The organism is Burkholderia sp. 9120, from assembly GCF_000745015.1.
Lineage (GTDB): Bacteria > Pseudomonadota > Gammaproteobacteria > Burkholderiales > Burkholderiaceae > Paraburkholderia.
The window spans coordinates 2106404-2119417 of the sequence record NZ_JQNA01000002.1; the positions used below are offsets into that span (position 1 = coordinate 2106404).

Genomic DNA, 13014 nt, shown 5'->3' on the forward strand with positions numbered 1-13014 from the left:
GTTTCTAACCAGGTTCCAATTCTGCGGCATCCGTCAATCAGAGGAATCAGATTTTTTAGAGGCCTTTGCCAGGCCTTTGTCTTGAGACCGAGGTTGCTAGCGAAGGTGCTCACGTTCTCCGATTGCCGCAGCCGGCCGACATGATGCAGCAAGTCGGCCGGAATCGAGAAGGATTCGAGTCAGTGCGGGTTTTGGAGGGGGGCGGCGGCGTGCGGGAAGCGCTGCTGGAGGGCACTGGCGACCCGCGTCAGAACGTCGTCCCAGTCGCCTCGACGCGGTTGGGTGAAGAGGCGCAGGCCGGCGTACCAGGGACTGTCGTCGCGGCCCTGGAGCCAGCGCCAGCAACCCGCGAAACGGTTGAGAAGCCAGACGGGTTTGTCCATGGCCGCGGCGAGATGGGCGACTGAAGTGTCGACTGAAATCACGAGGTCGAGGTTGGCGATCAAGGCGGCGGTGTCGGCGAACTCCGCGAGGTCGGCGGTCCAGTCGGTTAGCGGGTTGGGGTTCAGGCCTGCGCCGACGGTCGAGGTGGACGTGGCGCGTTTGGACGGGTCGTCTGTCTTTTGCAGACTGATCCAGTGGATGTGCGGTAGCGCCAGCAGCGGCGCGATCTGCGCAAAGGTGAGGCTGCGCAGACGGTCTACGGCGAGGCCTGAATGACCGCCCGCCCACACAATGCCCACGCGCGGTAGATGCCGGGTTGGCAGCGCCTCCAGTCGCGCGCGCCAGATGGCGGCCTGTTTGGAATCGGCGCGCAGGTACGGCAACTCGGCCGGGATCGTGCTCACTTGCGTATGAAACGCCATCGGCAGCGACATCAGCGGACAGTAGCAATCCCAGTCGTTTAGCTCCGCCGGCACGGCGTCGAGCAGCGTTAGGCCCGGCCAGCGGGAGCATAAAGACTGCTCGTACAGACGGCGCAATGCCAGCGGGCAGACATAGCCGACGAGGGAAAACCGCTCAAGCAACAGCGGCAAATAGCGGACGAACTGCAAGCTGTCGCCGAAGCCCTGTTCGTCCAGGACAAGCAGGCTTTCATGAGCGATCAGTTTGATCGGCTTGTCGATGCCAGGGCGCAGGTCCTCGCCGCTCCATCGCGGCAGCGGCACTTGCACAGGCTCACGTGCCGGGGTTCCGTCGGCATGCCTGAAGCTGATCCAGCGGTCTTCGAAATACGGCCACGCCTCTTCGTAACGGCCGGTGGCCAGCAAAGCCATCGCCAGGTTGTTTCGCGCGATGAGATTCGCAGGCGTCAATTCGAGCGCGCGGCGGTAGTGCCGCTCGGCTTCGTCCAAAGCACCGAGGTCGCCGCAAATACGCCCGAGATTGTTATGCGCGGCCGAGTTGTCCGGGTCGAGTTCGAGCGTGCGGCGATAACTGACGGCGGCTTCGTCGAGACAGTCGTGATGCTGCAGCGTCAACGCGAGGTTGTAGTGCAAGGCCGCTAAGTTCGGCCCGATCGCAAGCCCGTGGCGCAGACTGTCGAACGCCCCGGCGATGTCGCCTAGCCTGAGCTGGATCGCGTAGAGCGTGTTGTAGAAGACCGGTTCGGGGTGAATCTGGATCGCGCGTTCGAGCCAGGCGCGGGCGGCTTCTGTGTGACCCGATGCAAGCGCAAGCAGGCCTCGCAGATGCAGCGCGCCGACTTGTGCGGCGTTGTGTTCGAGGATGCGATTGGCGAGCGCTTGGACTTCGTCGAAACGGCCGGCTTGATAGGCCGTCACGGCGTGGTCGTGAAGGCGTGAAAGATCGTCGGATTGTGTAGAGGATGCAGCTGGCGAAGTGGGCAATGGCGTCTCCGTGACGCGGCCGGTCCGCTTGCCGTGAGTGCGCAGTCGAACCGGCTGCTGGGCGTGAAGAAGGTCGATAGATCGGCGACGCGTGTCATGCATCCGGCCGGTCGATTTTTATCGAGCGCAGATTATGTTTGCCGCTTCACGGAGAGTCTTTAGGATCGGTCTGAAACGCACGGGGTTATACGTGAGGGCATGCATCCATGCGTGCGTCGCGGAGACGCACGCTCGGGCTCAAGTTCGGGTTCAGTCGTACCCACCCACCGTCAACACCTTCATCACTGCCCGATACGTCGTATAAGCAAGCCAGTTGAGTACCCGCTCGCCGGCCGGCCGCGCGTCGTAATGCGCCTCGTCGATACGCCGCGAGTCCTTGAACGCGACGAGAATCGCTTCGCGCAACGCGTCGATCGCGGGATCGTTCACCAGCACCACGTTGGCTTCGTTGTTGAGCATCAGGCTCAACGCGTCGAGGTTCGACGAACCGACCGTCGCCCAGTTCGAGTCCACCACCGCGACCTTGCCGTGCAGCAGCGTCTTCTCGTACTCGGCGATCTGCACGCCGGCCTTCAGCAACGCGCGATACAGAAAGGGCACCGCGTAATCGAGCGCCTTGAACTCCTTGCGCCCGATAATCAGCTTCACGTCGACCCCGCGCCGCGCCGCCAACACCAGCGCGCGACGCAGCTTGCGGCCGGGCATGAAGTACGGGTTGGCCAGCAGCACTTCGCTGCGCGCCTGACCGATCGCGGTCAGATAAGCCTTCTCGATAGCGCGACGGTTGATCAGGTTGTCGCGCGCGACAAACGCCACGCACGGTTGGCCGCCTGCCCACAAAGCTTCGTTGCGCCGCCGGCGGCGACGCCGCAAACTGCCGAGCGACGCGCTCGCCTTCGGCCCGAGATCCGGCTCCAGCGACTCGATCGGCCGGTGTCCGAGCCGGATCCGCCGCCATTGCACCTCGAATGCCTGACGCACATCGGCGACCACCGGTCCGTGCAATTCGACGGCGAAATCCCAGCGCCGGTAAGGCAGCCGCTCGCCGTCGTTCTCGTAGTCGTCGACGATATTGATGCCGCCGCAATAGGCGAACTGATCGTCGATCACGGCCAGTTTGCGATGCGTGCGCGAAAAGCCGAAGCGACCGAACAGATGCGGGTTGTAGATGCGATGGTCGATGCCGGCCAACGGCCACTCGGTGAACATCGGCAGGCGCGCGGTGCCGATGCCATCGGTAATCACGCGCACCTTCACACCGCGCGAAGCCGCGCGCAGCAATGCCTCGCTGATCGCCTTGCCGGCGTCGTCATGACAGAAGATGTAGGTTTCGAGCACGACGTCGTGTTGCGCGGCATCGATGCGCGCGACCAACGCGCTGAAGAATTCATCGCCGGAACGCAGCAGCTTGACGTCGTTGCCGCTGGTGAAGCGATAGCGCTGCCAGTAACGGCGGCCGAGCAGCGATTGCCGCAGTCGGGCAAAACGGCGCGCGCCGCCGACGCTCACTGGTCACGCTCGCCGTCGTCAGCCGCGGCACCTGTCGCGTGACGCCCGGCGAGCCGCTTCGGCAATTGCAGAATCGCATCCGCATTCGACGACGAAAAGCAGCGCGACGCCGCTTCTTCATAAGGCAGCCACAGAAACGCGGTGTGCTCGCGCGGCGCCAGCCTCACGTTGAGTTGCTCGGGCACCTGCACGCTGAACCAGTGCTCGGTGTTGTGGATCACGCCTTCGGCATAGCGATGCCGGAACTCCGGGTAAATCTCGTATTCGATCGAATATTGCCAGTCGAACAACGCGCTTTGCGGCACGAGCCGGCCGCCGATCACGATGCCGGTCTCTTCGGCGACTTCGCGCACGGCGGTGTCGACGAATGCTTCGTCGAGTTGATCTTTGGAACCGGTCACCGATTGCCAGAAGCCGGCATGGTCGGCGCGCTCGATCAGCAGCACCTCGAGCGCGGGCGTATGGATGACGACGAGTACGGATTGCGGAATCTTCGGCGGTTTCGGCATGGTGTGGAAACTGGGCGCAGCGTCTGCGCGATACATGTCGGATGACGGTCGAAAGCTGTTGCTGCGACTGTAACGCAAAAAACGAAAAAGGCGCTGGGAGTTGCCTCTGCGCCTTTTTCGTTTCGTTTGATCGCGGCTGTCATAGACCTGCCGCTTCGCGCGCCGCGCGATGCCGTTTCCGGACAGCACGGGCGACGCTTGAACCTGCTGACTTACACCTTCGGTTCCGGCGTACGCACACGAATGTGCAACTCGCGCAACTGGCGCTCGTCCACTTCGCTCGGCGCCTGCGTGAGCAGACACTGCGCGCGTTGCGTCTTCGGGAACGCGATCACGTCGCGGATCGAATCGGCGCCGGCCATCATCGTGACGATGCGGTCCAGACCAAAGGCGATACCGCCGTGCGGCGGCGCGCCGTATTGCAGCGCGTCGAGCAGGAAGCCGAACTTGGCTTGCGCTTCTTCCGCGTTGATCTTCAGCGCGCGGAACACCTTGCTCTGCACTTCTTCACGGTGGATACGCACCGAACCGCCGCCGATTTCCCAGCCGTTCAGCACCATGTCGTAGGCCTTCGCGAGGCAGCGCGCCGGATCCGTTTCCAGATACTCGAGGTGCTCGTCCTTCGGGCTCGTGAACGGGTGATGCGCGGCGACGTAGCGGTTGTCTTCCTCGTCGTACTCGAACATCGGGAAGTCGATCACCCACAGCGGCTTCCAGCCGGACTCGACCAGACCGTTGGCCTTGCCGAATTCCGAATGGCCGATCTTCAGACGCAGCGCGCCCAGGCTGTCGTTCACCACCTTCGCGCGATCCGCCGCGAAGAAAATGATGTCGCCGTCTTGTGCGCCGGTGCGCTCGATGATCGCCTTGACCGCTTCGTCGTGCAGGTTCTTGACGATCGGGCTTTGCAGACCGTCACGGCCCTTCGCGACTTCGTTGACCTTGATCCAGGCCAGACCCTTCGCGCCGTAGATGCGTACGAATTCCGTGTAGCTGTCGATATCGCCACGCGAGAGCTCGCCGCCCTTCGGCACGCGAATCGCCGCAACGCGGCCGTCTTTCGTGTTGGCCGGCGTGCTGAACACCTTGAAGTCGACGTCTTTCATGGCGTCGGTCAGGTCCGTGAATTCGAGCTTCACGCGCAGGTCGGGCTTGTCCGAACCGAAACGGCGCATGGCTTCCGAATACAGCATGACCGGGAACTTCTCGTCCAGCGAGACGCCGATCGTTTCCTGGAAGATGTGACGGATCATCGCTTCGAACAGGTCGCGGATTTCCTGTTCCGACAGGAACGAGGTTTCACAGTCGATCTGCGTGAATTCCGGCTGACGGTCGGCGCGCAGGTCTTCGTCGCGGAAGCACTTGACGATCTGGTAATAGCGATCGAAGTTCGCCACCATCAGCAGTTGCTTGAACAACTGCGGCGATTGCGGCAGCGCGAAGAACTGACCCGGGTTCGTACGCGACGGCACGAGGTAGTCGCGCGCGCCTTCCGGCGTGCTCTTGGTGAGCATCGGCGTTTCGATGTCGATGAAACCCTGGCCGTCGAGGTACTTACGCGCTTCGATCGCGACGCGGTAGCGCAGACGCAGGTTGTGCTGCATCTGCGGACGGCGCAGATCGAGCACGCGATGCGTGAGGCGCGTGGTTTCCGACAGGTTGTCGTCGTCGAGCTGGAACGGCGGCGTAATCGACGCGTTCAGCACGATCAGCTCGTGGCACAGCACTTCGATCTTGCCGCTCTTCAGCGTGGCGTTCGTGGTGCCTTCCGGACGGTTACGCACCACGCCCTTGATTTGCACGCAGAACTCATTGCGCACGCCTTCGGCGGTCTTGAACATCTCCGCGCGGTCCGGGTCGCAGACGACCTGAACCAGGCCTTCGCGATCGCGCAGGTCGATGAAGATGACGCCGCCATGGTCGCGGCGGCGGCTTACCCAGCCGCACAGCGAGACGGATTGGCCCAGCAGTTCTTCGGTCACCAGACCGCAGTATTCAGATCTCATCGACATGATGTTTGTCTTTCGTTATGCATTGGTTGAGCGGCGCGCGGCGATGAACGCCCGCACCGGCATTACAGCGGAGGCTCGACTGTCGTGCGGCGCACCGGCGCCGGCGGCGCGGACGGCGCCACGACGCCCATCGAGACGATGTACTTGAGCGCCGCGTCGACCGTCATGTCGAGCTCGATCACTTCGCTCTTGGGCACCATCAGGAAGAAGCCGGACGTAGGGTTCGGCGTAGTCGGCACATACACGCTGACGTGATCTTCTTTCAGGTGGTTGACCACGTCGCCGCCCGGAATTCCGGTCAGAAACGCAATCGTATAGGAGCCGCGGCGCGGATACTCGATCAGCAGCGCCTTGCGAAACGCATTGCCGCTGCTCGACAGCAAGGTATCCGACACCTGTTTGACGCTGGTGTAGATCGGGCCGACCACCGGAATGTGTGCGACCACGACTTCCCACCACTTCACGAGCTTCTGCCCGATGAAGTTCTGCGTCAACAGCCCGACGACAAAGATAAAAGCGAGCGTGAGCACCGCGCCGAGCCCCGGCAGACGGAAGCCGAGCGCGCGCTCCGGCTGCCATGAACTCGGCAGCAGCAACAGCGTCTGGTCCATCGTGCCGATGATCAGGCCGAGCACCCACAGTGTGATAGCCAGAGGCACCAGCACCAGCAGGCCAGTCAGAAACACCGATTTGAGCGTCGTTTTTTTCGTCGTCATGTGTACCGCCAGAAAGCCGCGCGGGCCAGGACCGACGCGCGGCGTGTGCGCCGCCCGTCAGGGCGGCAGTCCGACTAGGCGCTGCCGGAACCGCTCGAACTCGGCGCCGCCGCCGGTGCGGCAGCAGGCGCGGCCGGCGTTGCGGCTGCATTCGACGACCCGGCGGCGGCTGCGCCAGCGGCTGGGGCCGTGTCGGATTTCGCGGCGCCGTTTTCGGCAGCTGCGCCATTCTCGGCGCTGCCGCCATTGGCTGCGCCATTCGCGTCGGGCTTGGCCGGCGCCTTCGCGCCGCTATTGCCATTGCGGAAATCGGTGACGTACCAGCCGGAGCCCTTCAACTGAAAGCCCGCTGCAGTCACCTGCTTGCGAAACGTGTCTTTCCCGCATTCGGGACACTGCGTCAACTGGGGATCGCTCATCTTCTGAAGCACGTCCTTCCCGAAGCCGCATGACTCGCAACGATACGCGTAGATCGGCATGATCTTTTCCCTACTGAAATCTAGTAAACGCTTGCAAAGCCTTGAATTATAGCCGCAAACGATGTCTCTCCCCCGGTTTTCGGGGACGAGCGCCCGACGCAGCCGCCGGACGCGTAAATGGGGGCGGCGAGGGTCGAATCAAGGGCGGCCGATGTTCCGCGCCGAACGCGGACGCGCGGACTTAGCCGCGACGACGCCAGGTTAGCCAGCGCTCACGTCCAGCGAACACCGGAATCGAATCGTTCACGGCTTCGTCTTCGATCAGCTCGAAGTACGGCGTGAGCAGCGCGTCGAGCTCGGCGCGTTCGATGCCGAACGGCGGCCCTTTCGGCGTCGCGCCGATGAAATAGAAACCGGCAAGCTGCGCGCCGTTGGGCACGAGTTCGGCCATGCGTCGCGCGTAGTCGGCGCGGAGCGCAATCGGCAACGCGCAGAGAAAAGCCCGCTCATAAATCCACTCGGGCGCGAACGGCGGCTCGTAGGTGAAGAAGTCCGCCTGCTCCACCAACTGCGCGTGCTGCGCACCCAATTGCGCATGCGCCGCCGCAACCGCGGCCGGCGAGAAATCGATCGCTCGAACCGGGTTGCCGCGCTCGGCCAGCCAGAGCGCCTCGTACGCGCTGCCGCAACCAGGAATCAGCACCGCCGCGCCTGGGTGGCGAGCGGCGAAAGCCTGAAACGCCGACGGCACGCTCGCCTGATCCCAAGGCATGAAGCCGCGCTCGAAGCGCTCGTCCCAGAACCCCGGCGAGTTGGGGTCGCGGGTCGCGAAGTCGGGTACGGCAGGTTGGGTCGGATCGCTCATCGAATACCTCGTGGATCAGGTCTGAATCAACCGCCATGCGCGAGCGCCAGAAACGCTCGCGCCAGCACCGCGCCGACGCCGACCGCCACGCCGAACAACAGCAGGCCTTGCAGCAAACGGTTGGTGCGCTTCTGTTCGAGCAGGATCTGGCGAATCATGTCGTCGTTCGCGCCGTGCTTGTTGTCGTGCCGCTCGGCCAGCACGTGATGAATCAGGCGCGGCAACTGCGGCAGCGTCTTGCTCCACTGCGGCGCCTCGATCTTCAACCGTTCGTACCAGCCGCGCAGACCGATCTGCTCGTTCATCCAGCGTTCGAGGTACGGCTTCGCGGTCTTCCACAAGTCCAGTTCAGGATCGAGCGAGCGGCCGAGGCCTTCCACGTTGAGCATGGTCTTTTGCAGCAGCACCAGTTGCGGCTGAATCTCGACGTTGAAACGGCGCGACGTGGAAAACAAACGCATCAGCACCTGACCGAGCGAAATATCTTTCAGCGCGCGGTCGAAATACGGCTCGCAGACCGCGCGGATCGCGCTTTCGAGTTCTTCGACGCGCGTGGTGGGCGGCACCCAACCCGACTCCAGATGCAGCGTGGCGACGCGATGGTAGTCGCGCTTGAAGAACGCGAGGAAGTTCTGCGCCAGATAGTTTTTATCGAAGTCCGACAGCGCGCCGATGATGCCGAAGTCGAGCGCGATATAGCGGCCGAAGTGCGCCGGATCGAGACTCACCTGAATGTTGCCCGGATGCATGTCGGCGTGAAAAAAACCGTCGCGGAACACCTGGGTGAAGAAAATCTCGACGCCTTCGCGCGCCAGCTTCGGAATATCCACGCCCGCCGCGCGCAGCGTTTCGACCTGGCTGATGGGCACGCCGACCATGCGCTCCATGACCAGCACCGTGGGCGTGCAGAACTCCCAATACATTTCCGGCACCAGCAGCAGATCGAGCCCGGCGAAGTTGCGCCGCAACTGGCTGCCGTTGGCCGCCTCGCGCATCAGATCGAGTTCGTCGTGCAGGTATTTGTCGAATTCGGCGACCACCTCCCGCGGCTTCAGACGCTTGCCGTCGGCCCACAGGCGTTCCGCCCACACGGCGATATCGCGCAGCAGCGCGAGATCGGAGTCGATCACCGGCAGCATGTTCGGCCGCAGCACCTTCACCGCGACGGCCTTGCCCGCGTGCTGCCCGGCCTTCACCTTCGCAAAGTGCACCTGCGCGATCGACGCGCTCGCCACCGGCACCCGCTCGAAATCGTCGAACAACACGTCGACCGGTGCACCGAGCGCACTCTCGACCAAACCGATCGCGACCGCCGAATCGAATGGCGGCACCTGATCCTGCAGCTTCGCCAATTCATTGGCGATATCGACCGGCAACAGGTCGCGGCGTGTCGACAGCACCTGGCCGAACTTCACGAAGATCGGCCCGAGGCTTTCCAGCGCAAGCCGCAAACGGACGCCCGGCGGCGCGTCGAACTTGCGGCCGATCATGGCGATACGCAGCAGCAACCGCACGCGCCGGTCGTTGATGCGACCGAGCATCATCTCATCGAGACCGAAGCGGATAACCGTGAAAAAAATCTTGAGAAAACGCAGAAAACGCATAGTTGTGCCCGTTGACTAGCGCGTGCCGCGCGACATGGCGGCGCCGCCCGGCGCATCGGCGCCGCGGGCTTCGACCTTCTGTTCAAGACGCTCGACGCGTTTTTCGACCCGCGCCAACGCGTCGCGCGCGCGCGCCAGTTCGACGTTGAAATCGTCGAGCGCGGCGCGGCGCACCAGTTGCGGATTCTCGTCGAGCAGATATTCGGCGGCGGTGTCGAGCAGGTTGCGCCCGGTGCGCTGCACGTGTTCGCCGACCGTACGCACGACCGATGCCACCCGCCAGGCCGGCCCGTCGCCGATGAATTTAGCCAGATCCTCTTCCGGTTCCCAGCGCAGATGTTCGGCGAGTTTGGCGATCACCGTGGCGAACTCCGCGTCGCCCTCGATCTTCACGTGCTTCATCACGGCAGCCTGGCCGCCTTGCACGAAGGCCGGCAACGCGTCGGACGGCACCGAGATCGTCACGTCGAACTGTTGCGCCTCGGTTTCGCCGACCGCGCCAAGATAGCCGTCGGGCTGCACCAGCAAAGTCAACACGACCGGCGGGCACGCCAGCCTGGCGGTCTTGCCCGCGTAAGGGGCGAGGCGCTCACGAGCCCACGATTCGCGGGCGAGCAGATGATTGACAGCAGCAGCGAAGGGCTTGGCGGCGAGGGTCATTGAAAGTGGCAAGAAAAAACCCGCGCGGGCGACGTGCCCGCGCGGGTTCCTATTGTAACGTCCGTTCGCTTCGCGGCCTGCTATGCCGAACGGCCAACGCTTTGTGCAAAGTCAGGGCAAACCGCGTTGCCCCGACGCTGTCGCGCTGCGGTGTCAGTGCTGCGCGACCTGCTGGATACCGGCCAACAGCCAGCCTTCGCCCGCACGATTCGCCTTCGACAGATTCCACACTTCGACGAACGGCTCGGCGGCCGCACCCGGCGCTTCGCGGATCAGGCCGGAGAAACGCACGCTCGCGAAGTACTCGTTCGCGCGCTCTTCGACGCCCAGCATCTCGGCGTTCAACTGGACGATGTCCGTCTGGTTCGACTCCGAACCGCGCGAGGACAGATCCACCTTCACTTCGGCGAACATTTCCGGCGTCGTGAATTCGCGGATGTCTTCTGTATTGCCGACGTCCCATGCGGCTTGGAGTCGCACGAAGTACACCTTGGCGTTACGCAGGAACGCGTCCGAATCGAAACCGGCCGGTACAGCCGGTGCCGGGTTGATGGTCGGCGTGTTCAGCGGGTTGCCTTGCGGCTCGAGATACGAACCGGTGGGCGGCGCGCTGTAGCGCGGTTCCTGCGGCGCGTAACCGGTGTTGCCCGCGTTCAGCGACGGCGAAGCGCCGGCGTACGCCGGTTGCCCCGTGTCGCGCTTGCGGTTCATGAAGCGGCGGACCAGCCAGATACCGATCATGGCCAACACGGCAATCACAATCATGTTGGCCATGGCGCCGGCAAACGCGCCGCCCAGACCAAAGTGCGACAGCAACGCGGCGATGCCCAGACCGGCGGCCAGACCGGCGATCGGCCCGAGCCAGCGCGAGCGATTAGGCGCGGCCGCGGCGGCCGGCGAAGGCGCCGGAGCCGGCTGCGCACGCTGCTGCATGGCCTGATTGCTTTGGGAAGGCGACGAGGGAGCGGATTGCTGCTGAACCGTGTTCGACTGACGGCCAATACTACGGCCACCGCCCATGCGGCGAGCTTCCGCATCGAGCGAAGCGAGGGAGCCGGCCATGATCAGACCGACCATCGCGATCAGTCCGATTCTTCTCACCAGCGACCGCTTAACCTTACGGAGAGATAACACACCTGAATCGGACATTTTGGTACTTTCCTTTAAAAATCGATGGGTTAGGAACCCTAGTATTTGGTCCCCACATGTAAAGCTACCACGCCAGCTGACAAATTGTAATATTTGACGCCGTCCAGGCCCGCTTGTTCCATCATTGTTTTTAAAGTTTCCTGGTCCGGATGCATCCGGATCGATTCCGCCAGGTATTGATAGCTCTCGGCGTCCTTCGCAAAGCGTTCGCCCAACCACGGCAACACCTTAAAAGAATAGACGTCGTAGACTTTTTTGAGCGGATCCCACACCTTCGAGAACTCCAGCACCAGCAGGCGCCCCGACGGCTTCAGCACGCGCCGCATTTCGGCCAGCGCGATATCCTTGTGCGTCATGTTGCGCAAGCCGAACGCCACCGTGACCACGTCGAAGTAGTTGTCCGGAAAGGGAATTTTCTCGGCGTCGCAAAGCAGCGCCGGGGTGATCACCCCTTTGTCCAGCAACCGGTCGCGGCCCACGCGGAGCATCGATTCGTTGATGTCGGTATGCCAGACCTCGCCGGTTTCGCCCGCCCGCTTCGCGAAGGCTTTCGACAGATCGCCCGTGCCGCCCGCGATGTCGAGCACCTTGTAACCCGGCCGCACGTTGGCCTGAGCGACCGTGAACAGCTTCCACGCCCGGTGCATCCCGCCCGACATCAGGTCGTTCATCAAGTCGTAGTTGGCGGCAACCGAATGGAACACGCCCGCCACCTTCTGCGCTTTGTCCTGTTCGTCGACCGATTGAAAGCCGAAGTGGGTTTTGCTCATCGCGCTTGTCCTTTCGCGTATTCTGAAATGTTGCGCCGCATCAGCGCGGCGATCAGGGCGAATCGTATCAGTGACAGTGCCCGTGCGCAGCGCCGGATGGAATCATCGGCGTATCCCGGTCGACGCCGGCTGCCTCCAGTTTGGCGAGATAGGCGGCCCAGAGTTCATCCTGATGCACCGCCATGTCGTACAACTGGTCCCACGAATAGATGCCGGTGCCGTGCCCGTCGGAGAAAGTCGGCTGCAGCGCATAATTGCCGACGCCTTCGATCATGGTGATCGTCACGTCCCGCTTGCCGGTCTGCAGGGTTTGCTGCCCGGGCCCGTGGCCCTGCACTTCCGCCGACGGCGAATACACGCGCAACAACTCGAACGGCAGCCGGTACGCTTCGCCGTTTGCGTACTGCAATTCGAGCACACGCGATTTGGAATGCACGACCACGCCGGTCGGCACAGGTGTATCGGGGGTCAGTCCGCTCATGATCGAGCCTCATAAGAAAACGCCGCGCCGTCCCAGCTTTGCGCCCCTGAAGAGGCCTTGGCGCGACGCAGCAAGTTGAGCTCAGCGCTCAACCCAATGCCTGTTCGATTTCCTGACGCACCGCTTCGCGCAGCAACGTAGCCTGCGCGCGGCGCGACGACAGCATCGCTTCGGACACCGTGCGCTGACGCGGCGCCCAGATGGGCAGCGGGAAATGCGCGTCGTTCGAAAAACGCGGAATCACGTGCCAGTGCACGTGCGGCACCTGATTGCCGAGGCTCGCGAGATTCACCTTGACCGGCTGCATGACGCGCCGCGTCGCACGTTCAACCGCATACACGGCCTTCATCACGCGATCGCGGTCGCCGTCGGCGAGGTCCGAAAATTCGGCCACATGGTTGTTCCAGATCACCCGGCAAAAGCCCGGGTAATCATGTTCGTCGGCGAGGACGACACGCAGGGTGTCGTCCTGCCACAGCACATCGCCACCGTCTTCGCGGCAAAAAACGCAGTCCATCGTCGTCCTCAGG

At 63.2% G+C, this 13014-nt stretch carries 13 protein-coding genes; all 13 read right to left on the reverse strand.

Translation table 11 applies throughout. The annotated features are described in order from the left end of the window. Nucleotides 1-179 precede the first annotated feature (179 nt). On the reverse strand, nucleotides 180-1724 hold the full coding sequence (locus FA94_RS17525) for a tetratricopeptide repeat protein (RefSeq protein ID WP_231584982.1): 1545 nt from the start codon (nucleotides 1722-1724) through the stop codon (nucleotides 180-182). A 315-nt stretch (nucleotides 1725-2039) separates the two neighbouring features. Continuing rightward, entirely contained in the window at nucleotides 2040-3299 is a 1260-nt protein-coding gene (clsB, locus tag FA94_RS17530; RefSeq protein WP_035553450.1) for a cardiolipin synthase ClsB, read from the reverse strand. Then, nucleotides 3296-3808 (reverse strand): dihydroneopterin triphosphate diphosphatase, encoded by a 513-nt coding sequence (gene nudB / locus FA94_RS17535; RefSeq protein WP_035553451.1) that lies wholly within the window; start codon nucleotides 3806-3808, stop codon nucleotides 3296-3298. Before nudB ends, clsB begins: the two co-directional genes overlap by 4 nt. A gap of 212 nt (nucleotides 3809-4020) precedes the next feature. Continuing rightward, nucleotides 4021-5820: an aspartate--tRNA ligase gene (gene aspS, locus FA94_RS17540; RefSeq protein ID WP_035553452.1), complete on the reverse strand. Its 1800-nt coding sequence runs from the start codon at nucleotides 5818-5820 to the stop codon at nucleotides 4021-4023. A gap of 62 nt (nucleotides 5821-5882) precedes the next feature. Beyond that, nucleotides 5883-6536, reverse strand: coding sequence for a DUF502 domain-containing protein (locus FA94_RS17545; RefSeq protein ID WP_035553453.1), 654 nt, complete (start codon nucleotides 6534-6536; stop codon nucleotides 5883-5885). A gap of 74 nt (nucleotides 6537-6610) precedes the next feature. Next, complete coding sequence (locus FA94_RS17550) at nucleotides 6611-7015, reverse strand: FmdB family zinc ribbon protein (RefSeq protein ID WP_035553456.1); 405 nt, start codon at nucleotides 7013-7015, stop codon at nucleotides 6611-6613. 181 nt (nucleotides 7016-7196) lie between these two features. Further along, nucleotides 7197-7820: a methyltransferase domain-containing protein gene (locus tag FA94_RS17555; protein ID WP_035553457.1), complete on the reverse strand. Its 624-nt coding sequence runs from the start codon at nucleotides 7818-7820 to the stop codon at nucleotides 7197-7199. Between the two features lie 26 nt (nucleotides 7821-7846). Next, nucleotides 7847-9424: a ubiquinone biosynthesis regulatory protein kinase UbiB gene (ubiB, locus tag FA94_RS17560; RefSeq protein WP_035553459.1), complete on the reverse strand. Its 1578-nt coding sequence runs from the start codon at nucleotides 9422-9424 to the stop codon at nucleotides 7847-7849. Nucleotides 9425-9439: 15 nt separating this feature from the next. Then, nucleotides 9440-10084, reverse strand: coding sequence for a ubiquinone biosynthesis accessory factor UbiJ (locus FA94_RS17565; RefSeq protein WP_035553461.1), 645 nt, complete (start codon nucleotides 10082-10084; stop codon nucleotides 9440-9442). Nucleotides 10085-10237: 153 nt separating this feature from the next. Next, the gene (locus FA94_RS17570; protein ID WP_035553463.1) at nucleotides 10238-11233 is read right to left on the reverse strand and encodes a Tim44 domain-containing protein; all 996 of its coding nucleotides are present in this window, start codon (nucleotides 11231-11233) and stop codon (nucleotides 10238-10240) included. A 38-nt stretch (nucleotides 11234-11271) separates the two neighbouring features. Beyond that, nucleotides 11272-12003 carry a bifunctional demethylmenaquinone methyltransferase/2-methoxy-6-polyprenyl-1,4-benzoquinol methylase UbiE gene (gene ubiE / locus FA94_RS17575; RefSeq protein ID WP_035553465.1) on the reverse strand — a complete coding sequence of 244 codons (732 nt, stop codon included), beginning with the start codon at nucleotides 12001-12003 and terminating at the stop codon, nucleotides 11272-11274. Between the two features lie 67 nt (nucleotides 12004-12070). Further along, the gene (locus tag FA94_RS17580; RefSeq protein WP_035553466.1) at nucleotides 12071-12484 is read right to left on the reverse strand and encodes a gamma-butyrobetaine hydroxylase family protein; all 414 of its coding nucleotides are present in this window, start codon (nucleotides 12482-12484) and stop codon (nucleotides 12071-12073) included. Nucleotides 12485-12572: 88 nt separating this feature from the next. Further along, on the reverse strand, nucleotides 12573-13001 hold the full coding sequence (locus FA94_RS17585; RefSeq protein WP_035553468.1) for an HIT family protein: 429 nt from the start codon (nucleotides 12999-13001) through the stop codon (nucleotides 12573-12575). Nucleotides 13002-13014 lie beyond the last annotated feature (13 nt).